This is a genomic window from Streptomyces griseiscabiei, assembly GCF_020010925.1.
Classification (GTDB): domain Bacteria; phylum Actinomycetota; class Actinomycetes; order Streptomycetales; family Streptomycetaceae; genus Streptomyces; species Streptomyces griseiscabiei.
In genome coordinates this window covers 2,400,704-2,418,001 of the sequence record NZ_JAGJBZ010000001.1, presented here as the reverse complement: position 1 = coordinate 2,418,001, position 17,298 = coordinate 2,400,704, and the positions used below count along the sequence as shown (strand labels likewise).

At 72.4% G+C, this 17,298-nt stretch carries 11 protein-coding genes; 8 read left to right on the top strand and 3 right to left on the bottom strand.

The genetic code is table 11. The annotated features are described in order from the left end of the window. Positions 1-24: 24 nt before the first annotated feature. Positions 25-1,296 (bottom strand): multidrug effflux MFS transporter, encoded by a 1,272-nt coding sequence (locus J8M51_RS10365; RefSeq protein WP_267299128.1) that lies wholly within the window; start codon positions 1,294-1,296, stop codon positions 25-27. A 99-nt stretch (positions 1,297-1,395) separates the two neighbouring features. Next, the gene (locus tag J8M51_RS10360) at positions 1,396-2,175 is read right to left on the bottom strand and encodes an MBL fold metallo-hydrolase (RefSeq protein ID WP_086763321.1); all 780 of its coding nucleotides are present in this window, start codon (positions 2,173-2,175) and stop codon (positions 1,396-1,398) included. Between the two features lie 98 nt (positions 2,176-2,273). On the opposite strand from J8M51_RS10360, the gene J8M51_RS10355 reads away from it, so the two are divergent. Continuing rightward, positions 2,274-3,290 (top strand): AraC family transcriptional regulator, encoded by a 1,017-nt coding sequence (locus J8M51_RS10355; protein ID WP_086763323.1) that lies wholly within the window; start codon positions 2,274-2,276, stop codon positions 3,288-3,290. 224 nt (positions 3,291-3,514) lie between these two features. Next, positions 3,515-4,216, top strand: a complete 702-nt coding sequence (locus tag J8M51_RS10350) for an alpha/beta fold hydrolase (RefSeq protein ID WP_236067980.1) — start codon at positions 3,515-3,517, stop codon at positions 4,214-4,216. A gap of 19 nt (positions 4,217-4,235) precedes the next feature. Here the strand turns inward: J8M51_RS10350 and J8M51_RS10345 are convergent, their stop codons facing one another. After that, positions 4,236-5,264, bottom strand: a complete 1,029-nt coding sequence (locus J8M51_RS10345) for a LacI family DNA-binding transcriptional regulator (RefSeq protein WP_086763325.1) — start codon at positions 5,262-5,264, stop codon at positions 4,236-4,238. Positions 5,265-5,581: 317 nt separating this feature from the next. On the opposite strand from J8M51_RS10345, the gene J8M51_RS10340 reads away from it, so the two are divergent. From J8M51_RS10340 to J8M51_RS10315, 6 genes are all read left to right on the top strand, one after another. Next, on the top strand, positions 5,582-6,898 hold the full coding sequence (locus J8M51_RS10340; protein WP_086763327.1) for an ABC transporter substrate-binding protein: 1,317 nt from the start codon (positions 5,582-5,584) through the stop codon (positions 6,896-6,898). Between the two features lie 61 nt (positions 6,899-6,959). Then, complete coding sequence (locus J8M51_RS10335) at positions 6,960-7,931, top strand: carbohydrate ABC transporter permease (RefSeq protein WP_216591096.1); 972 nt, start codon at positions 6,960-6,962, stop codon at positions 7,929-7,931. Between the two features lie 23 nt (positions 7,932-7,954). Then, positions 7,955-8,776, top strand: a complete 822-nt coding sequence (locus tag J8M51_RS10330; protein ID WP_086759917.1) for a carbohydrate ABC transporter permease — start codon at positions 7,955-7,957, stop codon at positions 8,774-8,776. Between the two features lie 87 nt (positions 8,777-8,863). Then, positions 8,864-10,804 (top strand): glycoside hydrolase family 127 protein, encoded by a 1,941-nt coding sequence (locus J8M51_RS10325; RefSeq protein ID WP_086759923.1) that lies wholly within the window; start codon positions 8,864-8,866, stop codon positions 10,802-10,804. Beyond that, entirely contained in the window at positions 10,777-14,976 is a 4,200-nt protein-coding gene (locus tag J8M51_RS10320) for an Ig-like domain-containing protein (RefSeq protein ID WP_267299127.1), read from the top strand. The genes J8M51_RS10325 and J8M51_RS10320 overlap by 28 nt, the downstream gene beginning before the upstream one ends. A gap of 65 nt (positions 14,977-15,041) precedes the next feature. Beyond that, positions 15,042-17,198 carry a glycoside hydrolase family 127 protein gene (locus J8M51_RS10315; RefSeq protein ID WP_267299126.1) on the top strand — a complete coding sequence of 719 codons (2,157 nt, stop codon included), beginning with the start codon at positions 15,042-15,044 and terminating at the stop codon, positions 17,196-17,198. Positions 17,199-17,298 lie beyond the last annotated feature (100 nt).

Sequence of the window (17,298 nt, the reverse complement as noted above, 5' to 3'; positions counted from 1 at the left end):
GGGTCGTGCCCGCCCTCGGGGCGGTCAGCTCGCCAGCGGGTCCGGGGCGGGGTGCCAGGGGCGGCAGAGGGTGAGGAAGGCGATGGCCGCCGCCAGGGCGAGGCCGAGGACCGACGCGGCCATGGGGAGCGCCGTGGACCGTCCGCCGAGGCCGGTCGGTACGGGGGCGAGGGAGCCCATGAGGAACTGGGTGGCGCCGAGCAGCGCGGAGGCGCTGCCCGCGGCGTGCGGGGCGCGGTGCAGGCACAGGGCCGTGGTGGTGGGCAGGATCATGCCGACCGGGCAGGCGGTGAGGAAGAGCGCGGCGGCGATCCACGGCAGGTCCGCGTGCGCGACGGCGACCAGGAGGACCAGCGCGGCACCCGAGCCGCCCAGGACGGTCAGGCCCACTGCGAGGACGCGGTGCGAGGGGAGGCGGCCCAGCAGCAGTCTGCCGGTGAGCTGTCCGGTGACGGCCATGCCGAGCGAGTTGAGGGCGAAGAGCAGGCTGTAGGTCTGCGGAGAGGCCCCGTAGACCTGTTGCAGGGCGAACGACGAGCCCGCGATGTAGGCGAACAGCGCGGCGAAGCCGAGGGCGCCGGTGAGCAGGTACCCGGTGAAGGGCCCGTCCCCGAGCAGCGCGCGCATGGTGCGCAGGGTGTCGGTCAGGCCGCCGGGGCGCCGCCGCGCGACCGGCAGGGTCTCGGCCGACGACAGGGCGGTGGCGGCGAGTACGGCCAGGCCCAGCAACGTGAGGGTGGCGAACACCCCGCGCCAGGAGGTCAGCCGCAGCAACTGGGCGCCGAGTACGGGGGCCAGGATCGGTGCCGTGCCGGAGACCAGCATCAGGGAGGACAGCAGCCGGGCGGCGCCGAGACCGTCGTACAGGTCGCGGACGACGGCGCGGGCGATGACGATGCCCGCGGCGCCCGCCAGCCCCTGCACCAGCCGCAGGCCGACGAGGACGCCCGCATCCGGGGCGAGCGCGCACGCGGCGCTCGCTGCCACGTAGACCGTCAGGCCGGTCAGCAGGGGCCGGCGCCGGCCGAGGGTGTCGCTGAGCGGGCCCACGACCAGCTGCCCGAGGGCGATGCCGAGCATGAAGGCCGTCAGGGTGAGCTGGGTGACGGCCCGTGAGGCGCCCAGATCCGCGCCGACCTGGGGGAGGGCCGGCAGATACAGGTCGACGGTGAGTGGGCCCAGCGCGGTCAGCAGGCCCAGGACCAGGACGAGCGGCAGTCCGCGGGGGCGGTCGTCCCGCGCTGGTGGGTGGGCCGCGCCTTCGGGGGCGGCGCCGGTCCGGGATGTTCCGGGCATGTCCGTTCCAGGGCTTCGTCCGCCGGCCCGTGCGGACGCGGGCCGGCGGTGAGGTGAGGGAGGGGGGAAGGGGACGAACGGGCGGGCGGGGGCGGGTGTTCAGTGTTCGGCGCCGAACAGGGAGCGGTTGGCGATGTCGATGAGGAACGGGCCGACGTGCGCGGGGTAGCGGTCCACGATGGCCTTCTTGTAGGCCTCGCCGTCGTCGCCGAGCAGCTCCCGCGCGTCCGTGAGGTAGCGGCGTACCCCGTCGTAGATCTCCGGACCGGCGGGCAGGCCGTGGCCGGCGAGGATCGTGTCGTACCCCGGCTCGGCGGCGAGCGCGTCGACGGCCCGCTGCCAGCCGTCGATGTCGTTGTTGCCCAGGTAGAGGTGGACGTCGTGGTACACGAGGTCCTGGGCCACCAGGACGCCCTGCTCGGGCAGCCTCACGAGGAGTTCGTCGGCGGCCTCGCCGCCGGAGACGGCCTCGAAGACGAACGGGACACCGTCGATGACCTCGGTGCCCGGGACGAGGACCACGTCCGGGGTGAAGTCGGTGACCGGGATGACCGGGCCGGTGGGCAGCACGCTGTCCCCGCGCGCGAGGATCTGCTCGCGGACCTCGGCGAGGGCGTGCACGGGGACGCCGAAGCGGGCGGCGCCGTTGTAGTGGTCCGGGTGGGCGTGTGTGACGATCAGCCGGTCCAGCGGCTTGCCGAGCCCCCGGGCGTAGGCGGCCACCTCGTCCGCGTAGGCCGGCAGCAGCTGGGCGTCGACCGCGACGATCCGTGCCGCGGTCTCGATCAGCTGGGTGGTGGTGTGGAAGGTGTCCGCCGGAGACATGTAGCTGTGGATGCGGACCGCGCCCTTGTCGAGGACCGTGACCGTGCCGTTCATACGAGTGCTCCTTGTGGTGGAGGCGGCCGTGCGTCGCCTCGATGACCTCAAGGCTCCTCGGAAAACCGCAGGCGGGCGAGATACGCTGAAGACCCGGCATGGTGGAACGAGGACATCTGGAGATCTCGGTGACCCCTGTGGACCTTCCCGGCGGCGCCTCCTCGCGCGCCCCGGCGGGCGGCCTCCCGGGAGACCCCGCACACGGCGGCGCGATCCCCCGGCTCGACTTCGACCCGCCGCGGGAACGGGTCCCCGGCTTCGAGATCATCGACCTGGCGACCCTGCACCGACGACGCCGGCGCCCCGGCGGCCGGCCCGACGCCGTCCACCGGGTGGGCTTCCACACCCTGACTCTGATCACCCGGGGCAGCGGGGAGCACACGGTCGACTTCGTGACCCATCCCTGCCGTCCGGGCACCCTGTTGTGGATCCGCCCCGGCCAGGTGCAGCGCTTCACCGATCCCGGCACCACCGACGGCACCCACCTGCTCTTCACCCCGTCCTTCCCTCCCCGCCCCGGCGGCGCCGGCCGGCTGATGAACGACTGGTACGGCACCGTCTGCAGGCAACTGGGCGCCGGGCCCGAGTACACCGCCCTGTCCACCCTCCTGGGGCAGCTGCGTGCCGAGTACGACCGGCCGGAGGGGACCGTGTCGCCGGAGATCCTCCAACTCCTGCTGGCCACCGTGCTGTTGCGGATCGACCGGCTGCCCCACTCCGACGACGGCGCCGCCCCGGGCGCCGGCGGCGAGGTCTACGCCCGCTTCCGCGCCGAGCTGGAGCGCTCCTACGCCGGCACCCGCCGAGCCGCCGACTACGCCCATCGCCTCGGCTACACCGTCAAGACCCTCACCCGCGCCTGCACGGCCGCCACCGGGCAGCCCGTGAAACACGTCATCGACGGCCGTGTCGCCCTGGAGGCGCGGCGGCTGCTCGCCCACACCGACGAGCCGGTGGCGACCATCGCCCGCCGTCTCGGTTTCCCCGAACCGACGAACTTCGGCAAGTTCTTCACCCGGCAGGTCGGCACCACACCAGGGGCGTTCCGCGACTCCCGGCACGTCGCGGGGGAGACGGCCGGGTCGCACCGGACGGCCGGGTCCCGGCGGGAGTGAGGCGTGCCGCCCGCCCGTCGGTGAGGGGGCGCCCGTTGCGTCGGAGGCAGCGGGGAGCAGCGGTGCCTGTCGCCGTTCGACCATGGCCGGTCGCGGTTCCACCTCGCGGGCGCGCGGTCCGCGCGGAAGGGTGGGAATCCGTGGCGTCGCGCCCCGCCGGCCGGCCGAACGGCGCTGCTCGCCCGCCCACCCGTTCACCCACCTTCCGCACCTGAGGACTTCCCTTGACGAACCCCACCGTCGTGCTGGTGCACGGCGCGATGCACACCCCGTGGATCTTCGACCCGCTGCGCGAACGGCTCACCGCGCTCGGCGTCGCCTCCCGGGCCGTGCGACTGCCCAGCAGCGACCCCGACAGCGCCGCCGCCCAGGGGCTGACCGAGGACGTGGCGGCCGTCCGTGCCGCCGTCGAGGCCGTCGAAGGGCCCGTTGTGCTCGCCGCCCACTCCTACGGCGGTGTCCCCGCCACGTGGGCCGCCGCCGCGACGGACCGGGTCGTCGGGCTCGTCCTCATCGCCGCGTTCGCCCTGGACCCCGGCACTTCGATGACGGAATGGATGGGCGGCGACTTCCCGCCCACCTGGACCCGTTCGCCGGACGGGCTCGCCGTCAGAGTGGGGGACCCGGCGGAGTCCGTCTTCAGCGGCGTCGATCCCGCTCTGACCGCCGAGGCCGTCGCGCGCCTCAACTGGCAGGGCACGCGCGCCTTCACCGAGAAGCTGGGCGCCGCGCCGACGGACGTCCCCGTGACGTACGTCGTCGCCACCGAGGACCGGGCGCTGCCGCCCTCGGTCCAGGAACAGTGGGCGGCGCGGGCCGCGCACCGTGTGCGGGTCCCCTCCGGGCACTCCCCGCACCTCTCCCACCCCGGCCGGGTGGCGGCCGTCCTCGCGGAAGCGGTCGCCCGGGGCGCCGCAGGCGGCTGACCCGGCCCCGCGCCACTCCTCACGACAACGGTGCCGTCGACCCCCGGATCACCACCTTGCAGGGGAGGGTCTCCACCCCGGTGTGGGCCGTGCCGGAGATGGCGGTGAAGAGGGCGTGGGCGGCGACGCGGCCGACCTGTTCGAGGTTCATGTCGACGCTGGTCAGGGGTGGGCGGGAGCCGGTGGTCATGATCTGCCAGTTGTCGAAGCCCATGACGGCGATGTCGTCGGGGACGCGGTGGCCGCGTTCGCGGAGAACCTCCATCACGCCGCGGGCGATCTGGTCGCTGCCGCACAGGACGGCGTCGATGTCGGGATGGCGGTCGAGGAGCATCGCGGTGGCGGCCCGCCCCCACCCCTCCGACCAGGCCCCGAACCGGGGTTCGCCGATCAGGGAGAGCCCGGCGTCGGCGAGCGCGGCCCGCGCCCCCTGGGCCCGGTCCTGCGCGGCGAGATAGCCGGGGTCGCCGGTGATGTGGGCGATCCGGGTGCGGCCGCAGGCGAGGAGATGGTCCACCGCGATGCGCCCGGCGCCGATGCTGTCCGGGACCACGGAGAAGTCCTCCGGGTCGTCGGAGGGTGCGTAGGCGTAGACCACCGGGACCGGTAGTTCGCGGCCCAGGGAGGGGCGGGGGTCGGTGCGGCTGCCGACCACGATGAGACCGTCGACGCGGCGGCCCAACAGGGCCCGCAGATGGTGCTGTTCACGGATCGCGTCGCCGCGCGCGTCGCACAGGAAGACCGCGACCTCGCCCGCGCCGAAGGCGTCCTCGGCGCCCATCAGGATCGGTATGCCGAATCTGCCCTCCAGGTCGCTGGTGATCAGCCCGACCGTGCCGGTGCGCCCGGCGAGCAGCCCGCGCGCGACCTGGTTCGGGCGGAACGACAGCCGCTCGGCGGCCTCGACGACCCGCTGCCTGGTCTCCGCGCGGACCTGGCTGCGGCCGTTGAGCGCCTTGGACGCCGTGGCGATCGAGACGCCCGCCAGCCGGGCGACGTCGCCGAGCGTGGCGGGCTGCGAACGAGAGGGGCCGGTGGCCTGTGCCATGGGTGATCTCCTGTCTCGCCACACGTGCCGACCTCGCCGAGGATGACACGCGCCACCCCGAAGCTTACGGGAAACGTTTCGGTCACGATGCTGCCACGCGTTTCTGTGCGGCACCGGCAGAGTCGCCGACAACCGCTCTCTGCAAGGGGATTGACGGGTGTTCGAGTGCGTCCTAGCGTCTCAGAAAGCCTTTTCGGTTTCTTTTCGTTCCCGTTCTTCCAGCTCTTCTCGTTCCCTTCTCTCGGTTCAGTGCCACCACATCACCGTCCCGACCGGCGGGCCCCGCACGGCCTGCCGCGAAACAAGGGGGATCGAACATGGGGAGCACGGTCGGACCACATGGCCGCGCGGGCCGCCTCGCCACCGGGGCCGTCGCACTGCTCGCCGCCGCGAGCCTCGTCACCGCCTGCGGTTCGGGCGACGGCGGTTCGGACGGCGGCGGAGGCGGCGGCGCGGCGAACGCCACCGGCGCCGACGACGGCGCCACGCTCACGATGTGGACCCGCGCCGCGACCCGGCCGCAGAGCGAGGCCCTGGTCAAGGCGTACAACGCGAGCCACAAGAACAAGGTCGAGCTGACCGTCGTCCCCACCGACGACTACCAGGCCAAGGTCGGCGCCGCCGCCGGCTCCAAGGACCTGCCCGACCTGTTCGCCTCCGACGTGGTCTTCGTCCCCAACTACACCTCCAGCGGCCTCTTCGCCGACCTCACCGAACGCGTCGACGCCCTGCCCTTCGCCGGGAAACTGGCCCAGTCGCACATCAAGGCCGGTACGTACGAGGACAAGAAGTACGTGGTGCCGCACACCCTCGACCTGTCGGTGCTCTTCTACAACAAGGACCTGTACCGGAAGGCGAAGCTCGACCCCGAGAAGCCGCCCACGACCCTCGCCGAATGGGACCAGCAGGCCCGCGCGGTGGACGCGCTCGGCAAGGGCGTCGACGGCACCTTCTTCGGCGGCAACTGCGGCGGCTGCGGTGTCTTCACCTGGTGGCCGTCCATCTGGGCCGGCGGCGAGGAGGTCCTCGACGAGGACGGCACCGAGGCGCTGCTCGCCTCCGCCACCGCCAAGAAGGTGTACGACACCTACCGGGGCTGGGTCGACGACGACATCGTGGCGCCCGGCGCGAAGGACGAGACGGGCACGACGTGGACCGGGGTGTTCCCCAAGGGCAAGGTCGGGGTGATGCCGATGCCGTCGACCACGCTCGGACTGATGCCCAAGGATCTCGACCTCGGTGTCGCCCCCATCCCCGGCCCCGACGGCGGCAGGTCCACCTTCGTCGGAGGCGACGCCATCGGTATCTCCGCGACCAGCGAGCAGGCCGACCAGGCCTGGAACTTCCTCGCCTGGACCCTCGGCGACAAGGCCCAGGTCGACGTCGTCGCCGCGCACAAGGACGTCGTGGCCCGCACCGACCTGGCGTCCAACAAGTACTCCGACGCCGACCCCCGGCTCGTCACCATCAACGAACTCGTCGCCGACGGACGGACCCCGTACGCGCTGAAGTTCGGCCAGACCTTCAACGACCCCAACGGGCCCTGGCTGACCCTGATGCGCGACGCGGTCTTCGGCGACGGGACGTCCGTCGACAAGGACAACGACGCCGTCAGCAAGTCCCTCGCCGACTGAGGTCCCACCGGCCGGCGCAGACCCCATGCACGGATCCCGCGACCGTCGACGGAGGAGAGGCATGCAGGTGAAGGTGGCGGAGTCCGCGCCGGCCGCGCACCCGGCCCGGCCGGAGCGCCGGGGCCGGGCCGGCCGCCCGCCGCGCGCGGCGGCGCCCCGGTGGCGGTCCCGCAAGGTCCAGGGGCTCGCCTACGCGGCCCCGACCGCCGTGTTCGTCCTCGTCTTCTTCGTCCTGCCCCTCCTCCTCGTCGGACAGATGTCGCTCAGCGACTGGCCGCTGCTCACCGGGGACCGGGGCGTCAACGCCCCCGAGAACTACACCGACATCACCGACGCCCCGCTGTTCTGGCCCGCAGTCCGCTTCACCCTCCTCTACACCGGGGTCGTCACCGTCGTCCTGCTCGGCCTGGCGCTGCTGCTCGCCCTGCTGGTCCAGGAGTCACGGCCGGGCGCCGGCTTCTACCGCACGGTCTACTTCCTGCCCGGCGCCCTCGGTCTGGCCTCCGCCTCCCTGCTCTTCTGGGGCCTGTACAGCCCGACCACCGGCCCGCTCGGCGACCTCCTGCGAGCACTCGGTCTCGCCGACGACGAGGTGTCCTTCCTCGGTACGCCGACCACCGCGCTGCTGTCCACGGTGTTCCTGATCGTCTGGAAGTTCGCCGGGTTCTACATGCTGATCCTGCTGGTGGGCCTGCAGCGAATCCCGCACGAGGTGTACGAGGCGGCGCGGATGGACGGCGCGAGCCGCGCCCAGATCTTCCGCTCGATCACGCTGCCCCTGCTGCGCCCGTCCCTCGCGCTCACCCTGCTCCTGTGCGTGACCGGATCGCTGCTCGCCTTCGACCAGTTCTTCATCCTCACCAAGGGCGGCCCCGACAACAGCACCGTCACCGTCGTGCAGTTGATCTACCGCGAGGCCTTCCAGCGGCTGGACCTCGGCACCGCCGCCGCCCTGTCGATCATCGTGCTGGCCGTGCTGCTCCTGCTCAACGCCCTGCAGTTCCGCGGTCTGCGCCGCGCCGACGAGCAATGAGACCTGATGAGAGGGGATCCGCCGTGCTGTCCCGCGCCCTCGGCCGTACGCCGTACCACGTCGTCGCCGGAGGACTGGCCGTCATCTTCCTCTTCCCGCTGCTGTGGAACACCTGGGCCTCGGTCAGCCCACAGCCCGGCACCGCGCAGGAAGCGGGGTACGGGCTCGGCAACTACCGGACGCTGCTGGAGTACGACGCGGGCCTGTGGCAGTACCTGCTCAACAGCACGGTCGTCTCCGCACTGACCGTCGCCCTCACCCTCGGGGTGTCCCTGCTCGGCGGCTACGCCTTCGCCCGCTTCGACTTCCCCGGCAAGAACCTGCTGTTCCTGCTGACCCTGGCCATCCTGATGGTCCCGTACGCCACCCTGCTCATCCCGCTCTACGTGCTGCTCGGCAGACTGCAGCTGCAGAACTCGCTGATCGGGCTGAGCCTGGTGCTGGCCATGTTCCAGCTGCCGTTCGCCACCTTCATGATGCGGATCTCCTTCGAGGCGGTGCCGCGTGAGCTGGAGGAGTCGGCGCTCGTCGACGGCTGCGGCACGGCGGGCGCGCTGCGCCGGGTGCTCCTCCCGGCGGTACGGCCGGGACTGATCACCGTGGGGCTGTTCGCGTTCCTCGCCGCCTGGAACGACTTCATCGCCCCGCTGATCCTCGTCTCCGACAGCGAGAAGGCGCCGCTGCCGCTGGCCGTCGCCAACCTGCGGCAGCAGAGCATGGGCGCCGTCGACTACGGCGCGACCGAGGCGGGCGTGGTGGTCCTCGCCGTGCCCTGTCTGCTCCTCTTCCTGCTTCTGCAACGGCACTACGTCCGGGGCTTCATGTCCGGCGCGCTCAAGGGCTGAGGCACGGTGTCCCCGGGCACCTCCGACCTGCACCGATCACCGACCGAAGGGACGAACCGAAGGCATGAACAGGTGAGGGAGATCGCGGTGACGTCATCCGTCCTGCCCGTGGCGCCGACCCGTGGCCGGCTCAGGCCGCTCGGCCTCGACGAGGTCAGGATCACCGGGGGTTTCTGGGCCCGGCGACGGCACACCAACACGACCGCCACGCTCGGCCACTGCCGTGACTGGATGGACCGGGTCGGCTGGACCGGGAACTTCCGGGCCGCCGTCGAGGGCAGGATCGAACAGGACCGGCGGGGAAGGGAGTTCGCCGACTCCGAGATCTACAAGCTGCTCGAAGCCATGTCCTGGGGGGCCGCGAACGGCGACGGCACCGCGCTGGACGCCGATGTCACCGCCCTCACCGACCTCGTCGCCCCCGCCCAGGACCCGGACGGCTATCTGAGCACCGCCTTCGGCCGACCGGGGCAGCCGGCCCGCTACAGCGACCTCGAAGAGGGCCACGAACTGTACTGCCAGGGCCATCTGATCCAGGCCGGGGTGGCCCAGGCCCGTGCCCGGGGCGGGGGCGAACTCGCGAAGATCGCCGAGCGGGCCGCCGACCAAGTCTGCGCCACCTTCGGCCCCGGCGGCGTCGAGTCCTTCTGCGGCCATCCCCAGATCGAGTCCGCCCTCGTGGAACTGGCCCGGCTCACCGGCCGGCAGCGCTACCTGGAACAGGCCGCCCTGTTCGTCGAGCGACGCGGCCACGGCACCCTCACCGAGGGCGAGTTCGGCGCCGCCTACTTCCAGGACGACATCCCGGTCCGCCGGGCCACCGTCCTGCGCGGCCACGCCGTCCGCGCCCTCTATCTCGCCGCCGGGGCGGTCGACGTGGCCGTGGAGACCGGCGACGAGGAACTGCTCGCCGCCGTCGTACGGCAGTGGGAGGCCACCGTCGCCCGCCGCACCCACCTCACCGGCGGCATGGGCTCGCACCACCGCGACGAGTCCTTCGGCGCCGACTTCGTCCTGCCCCCCGACCGCGCCTACTCGGAGACCTGCGCCGGGGTCGCCTCCGTGATGCTCGCCTGGCGGCTGCTGCTGGCCACCGGCGAACCCCGCTTCGCCGACCTCGTCGAACGGACCCTGTTCAACGTGGTCGCCACCTCCCCGGCCGAGGACGGCCGGTCCTTCTTCTACGCCAACACCCTGCACCGGCGGCACCGGGGCAGCACGCCGCGCGCGGACGCCGACAGCCCGCGCGCGGACTCGGGGATGCGCGCCCCCTGGTTCGCGGTGTCCTGCTGCCCGACCAATGTGGCCCGCACCCTGGCCCAGCTCCCGGCCTACCTCGCGACGGCGGACGACGAGGGCGTACAGCTCCACCAGTACGCCGACGCCGACATCGCCACCACCCTCACCGGCGGCCGGGGCGTCGCCCTGCGGATCCGCACCGACTACCCGTCCGACGGGACCGTGACCGTCCGGATCGTCCGCTCCCCGGCCGCCCCCTGGACCCTGTCGCTGCGCGTGCCCGCCTGGGCGGCGGGTGCTCCCGCCCGGCTGACCGACCCCGAGGGCACCCACCGCCCGGCCGCCCCGGGCACGGCGTCCCTCACCCGGGTCTTCCGGCCCGGCGACGAGATACGCCTCGAACTCCCGGTCGCCCCGCGCTGGATCCACGCAGACCCCCGCATCGACGCCGTACGCGGCACGGTGGCCGTCCAGCGCGGCCCGCTGGTGTACTGCGCCGAGTCCGTCGACCTCCCGGCGGGGCACGAGGTCGACGCCGTACGGGTGGACACCTCGGTCGAGCCGGCGGACGGGCCGGGTGGTGCCGAGGGCACGGGCGGCACGGTCGTCGTCGCCGGGGAGATCGCCGCACGCGCGGAACGGGACGAGGCGGCCTGGCCGTACGAACCCCTGAAGCGCCCCGCCGAGCCCGCCGAGCCCGCCGAGATCGTCCTCGTGCCCTATCACTCCTGGGCCGAACGGGGGCCCTCCACCATGCGGGTGTGGCTGCCGACGGGGGAGGCGAGGTGACCGTGCGCGGACCCCGAAGACGGCGGTGGCGCGCGACCCTGGCCGGTGCGCTGGCCGTCGGGGTGCTCGTCGGCCTCGCCGCCGCCGTTCCGGCCGAGGCGGACAACCCGGCGGTCGGGTACCCGGTCTACACCGGATCGGCCGATCCCGTACCGGAGTTGCCCGCCGGCTTCACGGTCCGCCGCACGATGCGCGCCCAGTACGACGCGGACCGCAGGGCCGGGAACGGCACCGACTTCTGGATGGACCGGATGCTGGCCCGCGAGGGCGAGGACCCGGCGGGGGACTGGCTGTTCACCCGGGGCCGGGCGGTGTTCATGAAGGAGCACGACCCCGCCCCGCTCGGCTTCGGCGGCAAGGTCGCGTACTGGGAGAGCATCGACAACCGGTCCGCGTACACGGTCGACCTGGTCGTGGACGGGGAACGGCTCACCCTCCGCGAGGACGTCGACTCCCGTACGCAGACGCCCAGTCACTGGCGCAGCACGTTCACCCACGCGGCGACCGGGCTGAAGGTCGTGCAGACCAAGTTCATCACCGACGCCAATGTGGCCGTGACGAACCTCGCCCTCTCCCACACCGGGACCGGGAGCCGTGCGCTCACCCTGCGCGCCTCCTCCCCGTACACCGCGACCCCGGAGGGACGCGAACTCACCGGCACGGTGGCCGCGAGGAACAACCTCACGACCGTGTTCCCCCGGCTGAGCGGTGACGGCTTCGCCCCCGAGGGCGGGACACTCACCCGCACCCTCACGGTCCGGGCGGGCCGCACCGTCACCGCCAAGGTCCAACTCGGCTTCGTCACCGAGGAGATCACCGACTCCCGGCCCGCGTACGACGCCGTGCGCGAGGCCTCGCCGAAGGCGGCCTTCCGTACACACGTGCAGGCCTACAACCGCTGGTGGGCCGAGAACCTGCCGTTCATGGACCTCCCGGACGACAACATCGAGAAGACGCTCTACTACCGCTGGTGGCTGCTGCGGTACAACTACCTCGACGCCGACATCCCGGGCGGCGACTACCAGTTCCCCACCTCCATGGAGGGCGTGCTCGGCTACAACAACGCCATCGCGCTGACCGTCGGCATGTTCGTGGACGACCTCAAGTACCTGCGCGATCCGAGCTACTCGTACGGGCCGTGGGTGTCCGCCGGAGAGGTGTCGAAGAGCGGCAAGTACTCCGACAACCCCGGCGATCCCGAGAACTGGTCCAACAGCTACACCCAGTACATCTCCGAGGCCGCCTGGCGCTCCTACCAGGTGCACGGCGGTCCGGACGGCATCCCGCGCAACCTCGCCCGGTACGCGGAGAAGGACGTCAAAGGCCAGCTGGCGGCCTACGACCACGACGGCAACGGGCTGATCGAGTACGACTGGGGCGCCATGACCGGCAACGACGCCGACGCGGTGTCGTTCGACTGGAAACCGGGGAACCTGGACCGCGCCGAGTCGGCGTACGTGTACAGCAACGCCCTGGCGGCGGCCCGCGCCTACGACCTGCTCGGCGAGGACGCCAAGGCCGGGGAACTGCGCGGCATCGCGCAGCGCGTGAAGGACGCGGTCCTCGAACACCTCTGGGACCCGGACGACAAGCTGCTCAAGCACCGCCATGTGGCGAGCGACAGCCTGGTGCCCTGGAAGGAGATCAACAACTACTACCCGTACAGCGTGGGCCTGATGCCCACGCCCGACGAGGACCCGCAGTACGTCGAGGCCCTGCGGCTGTGGGCGGACGCGAAGCAGTACCCGGTCTTCCCCTTCTTCACCGCCAACCAGGCCGACAAGGCGGAGGCGGCCGAGCAGGGGCATCCGGGGAGCAACAACTTCTCGGTCATCAACTCCACCGTCACCTTCCGCTTCCTCTCCTCGGTGCTGCGGAAGTACCCCAACCGGTACATCGACCGCACCTGGTACAAGAAGCTGCTCTCCTGGAACGCCTGGGCCCACTACGTCGACGGCGACAACCGGTGGCCCGACCAGAACGAGTTCTGGGCCGACGGCAGCGCCGACCCGCAGAAGATCGGCTACCGCTCCTGGATCCACCACACCATCCTCGGCACCACCAACTGGACCGTGATCGAGGACGCGATGGGCTTCCGGCCACGCGACGACCGGAGGATCGAGCTGTCCCCGATCGACGTCGACTGGCCGCACTTCGCCGTCACCGACATCAACTACCGGGGCACGGACGTGGCGGTGATCTGGGACGAGCCGGGGGACGGGAAACGGCCGTACGGTCGGCAGGTCCCCGAGGGCTACTCCCTCTACCTGGACGGCCGGCTCGCCCTCACCGCCGACCGGCTGACCCGTCTCGTCTACGACCCCGTCACCCGCAGGGTGACCTTCCCGGACGGGGGCGGGGCCAAGGCCCGCACCACGGGCCTGCGCACGACCGTCGCCGCCCCGCAGGACGTCGCGTACGGCCGGAAGGACCGGGTCACCGATCTGTTCGCCAAGGCCGGGCGGGACCTGACCGGCACGGCCACGGACAACCTCGCCGCCGGGGCCGACGCCCGCGCCTCCCACGCGGCCGAGGGACGGGGCGTGGCCGGAGCGGTCGACGGCTTCACCGTCAACGAACCCCACTGGGGCGCGCGCGGCTCGGGGAACGACGAGGACTGGTACGAGGTCGACTTCGGGCGGGCGCGGGACGTCGACGACGTACGGCTGTACTTCGCCGCCGACAAACGGCCGGGCGGCTACACCGAACCGGCGCTCTACACCGTGCGGTACGAGGACGGCGACGGGCGGTGGAGGGACGTGTCCCGGCCCGCCAAGACCCCCGTCAACCCCCGGGCCAATCTCAACGAGGTGCGTTTCAAGAAGGTGACGACGCGCAAACTCCGGGTGCTGATGCGGCACCGGGACGGCCACACCAGCGGTCTGAAGGAGTTCCAGGCCTTCGACACGGGTGTCTGGCCCCCGGCGTCCCGCAACCACGCGCCGTACGTCGAGGCATGGCGGGACACCACGTACAGCCGTCCCGGCCAGGTGCGGCTGACGGGCATCGTCGAGGACGACGGCCTCCCGGAGGGGAAGCTGTCCGCGGGGTGGAGGGCGACGGACGGCCCGGACGGCGGGACGGTCATCCTCGACGACCCGACCGCCCCGACGACCGTCGCCCGGTTCACGGCGGCCGGTACCTACACCCTCGAACTCACCGCCACCGACGGCACGTCGACCACGTCGAAGAAGGTCGTCGTCGAGGCGGAGGGGCTGTCCGGCGGGCAGGTGAACGTGGCGCCCTTCGCGACACCGACCGCCTCCCACACCTCCGGCTGGGAGTCCGTGGCCGCGATCAACGACGGCCGCGAACCCGCCTCGTCCTCCGACGCCCCGCGCTGGGGGAGCTGGCCGCAGAAGGGCACCCAGTGGGTGCAGTACACCTGGGCGGACCCGGTCCGGGTGGACGGCTCCGACCTGTACTTCTTCCGCGACGCCCAGCCCGGCGCGGGCGACGGCGTCGGGGTCCCGGCGTCCTGGGTCGTCGAGTACCGGGACGGCGACACCTGGCGCGAGGTCGCCTCGCCCAGCGGCTACGGCACCGCCGAGGACGGCTACAACCGGACCACCTTCACCCCCGTCACCACGACCGCCGTGCGGGCCCGGCTCACCGGGCATCCGAACCTGGCGCTCGGCGTCCAGGAGTGGAAGGTGTACGCGGAGACCCCGGAGGCCGTGCGCGAGGTGCATGTCCCGACCCCGCGCGGCACGGTCCCGGAACTCCCCGGCGAGGTGACGCTCGTGTACGGGGACGGCACCACGGCCCGCTCACCCGTCGTCTGGCCCGCCCTCACCGACGAGCAGGTCGCCGAGGGCGGTACGAGCGTGCGGGTCACCGGGATCGCCGAGCGGGCCGCGCGGCCCGTCACCGCGACCGTGTGGGTGCGGCGGACCGACGCGGTCGAGATCACGAGCATCGCCGAGGAACGCGTCGCCACCCGGACCGGCCGGGCGCCCGCTCTTCCCTCCACGGTGGTCGCCACGTACAACGACGGCTCCAAGGACAGCCGCGCCGAGGTCACCTGGGACCCGGTGGAGCCGGAGCGGTACGCCGAACCCGGCACCTTCGAGGTGACGGGAACCGTGGCGGGCACGACGTACCGGGCCACCGCCACGGTCACCGTGACAGAACCGACGGCACCACCACCGGCCCCGGCACGGTCACCGTGACAGGGCCGCCGTGACCGCTTCTCCAGCCCCCACACCCCGCACCACCGCAGATCGGAGGAGAGAGCATGTCCCAACCCCCCACCAGGCGACGGCTGTTGAGCCTCGCCGCGGGCGCCGCGGCTGTCGGCCCGCTCGCCCAGGCCGTCTCGCCCGCGCACGCCGCCCCCGCCGGACAGGCCGCCGCCCGGCCCGCCGCCGCGGCCTCCTTGCCCACCCCCGCCACCTGGTCGGTCCGCCCCTTCCCCCTGGACCAGGTCACCCTCGGCGACGGAGTGTTCCGGGCCAAGCGCGATCTGATGCTGAACTACGCCCGCTCCTACCCGGCCGACCGCATCCTGGCGGTCTTCCGCGCCAACGCCGGCCTCGACACCCGTGGCGCCCGGCCGCCCGGCGGCTGGGAGACCGCCGACGGCAATCTGCGCGGCCACTACGGCGGCCACTTCCTCACCCTCGTCGCCCAGGCGTACGCGGACACCCGCGAGGCCGCCCTCAAGACCAAACTCGACTATCTGGTCGGCGCGTTGGGCGAGTGCCAGACCGCGCTGGCCGAGCGCGGCAACCCGAGACCCAGTCACCCCGGCTTCCTGGCGGCCTACCCGGAGACGCAGTTCGTCCTGCTGGAGAGCTACACGACGTACCCGACGATCTGGGCGCCCTACTACACCTGCCACAAGATCATGCGGGGTCTGCTCGACGCGCACACCCTGGCGGGCAACGCCCAGGCCCTCACCATCGCCTCGAAGATGGGCGACTGGGTCCACAGCAGGCTCGGCGGGCTGCCCAAGGCCCAGCTGGACCGTATGTGGTCCATCTACATCGCCGGTGAGTACGGCGGGATGAACGAGGTGATGGCCGACCTGTACGCCCTCACCGGCAGGGCGGCCCATCTCGCCGCCGCCCGCTGCTTCGACAACACCGCGCTGCTCGACGCCTGCGCCCAGGGCCGGGACATCCTCGACGGGCGCCACGCCAACCAGCACATCCCGCAGTTCACCGGGTATCTGCGGATGTCCGACGAGACGGGCGAGGAGCGGTACGCCGAGGCCGCGCGGAACTTCTGGGGCATGGTCGTCGGGCCCCGGACCTACAGCCTGGGCGGCACCGGGCAGGGCGAGATGTTCAAGGCGCGGGGCGCGATCGCGGCCACCCTGGACGACAAGAACGCCGAGACCTGCGCGACGTACAACATGCTCAAGCTCAGCCGGCAGCTGTTCTTCCGGGAGCCGGACGCGGCGCACATGGACTACTACGAGCGGGGGCTGACCAACCACATCCTCGCCTCCCGCCGGGACGCGGCGAGCACGGGCAGCCCGGAGGTCACCTACTTCGTGGGGATGGGCCCGGGGGTGGTGCGCGAGTACGGCAACACCGGCACCTGCTGCGGCGGCACCGGGATGGAGAACCACACCAAGTACCAGGACTCGGTGTACTTCCGCTCCGCCGACGGCGACGCGCTCTACGTGAACCTCTACCTCGCCTCGACGCTGCGCTGGCCGGAGCGGGGGCTCGTGCTGGACCAGTCGAGCGCCTATCCGGCCGAGGGCGTGCGCACGCTGACGTTCCGGGAGGGCGGGGGCACGTTCGACCTGCGGCTGCGGGTGCCGTCCTGGGCCACGGGCGGCTTCACCGTGACGGTCAACGGGGTCCGGCAGCGGGTCGACGCCGTGCCCGGGTCGTACCTCACGCTCAGCCGGACCTGGCGGCGCGGCGACCGGGTCGGGATCTCCGCGCCCTACCGGCTGCGGGTGGAGCGGGCGCCGGACGATCCCACGGTCCAGTCGGTGTTCCTCGGCCCGCTGCTGCTGGTCGCGCAGAGCGCGGAGACCGGGTTCCGGAACTTCTCCTTCTACAAGGACTTCACCCTGCGCGGCGATCTCGCGGACGTGCTCCGCCCCGAGGGCAGGCCGCTGCACTTCACCACGCACGGGCTGACCCTCGCGCCGTTCTTCGCCGGGAACGACCTCCGTTACCACGCGTACTTCAGGCGTTCCGAGCCCGTCGTGGTGTTCGGCACGGCCGCCTCCGGGGTTCCCAACCGGGCCCGGGGCGACGGTGCGACCTTCCTCGACGTGCTCTGGGCGCAGGCGCCCTTCGCGACGTCCGAGGCCTTCGTCCGGGCGGTGCGCGCCCTCGCCGAGGCGTGGGTGGCCGAGGGGCGGTTCACCGGCGCCGAGCGGGACGCGGTGGTCGCGGCGGCGGTGCGTGCGAATCTCAGGCGCTGAGCACGCGCGCAGGGTTGACGTGTACGGGGCGAGATGGGTTCATGGGAGCGCTCCCATGAACCCATCCCACCCCCCACACCGTTTCGATGCCTGAACTTCT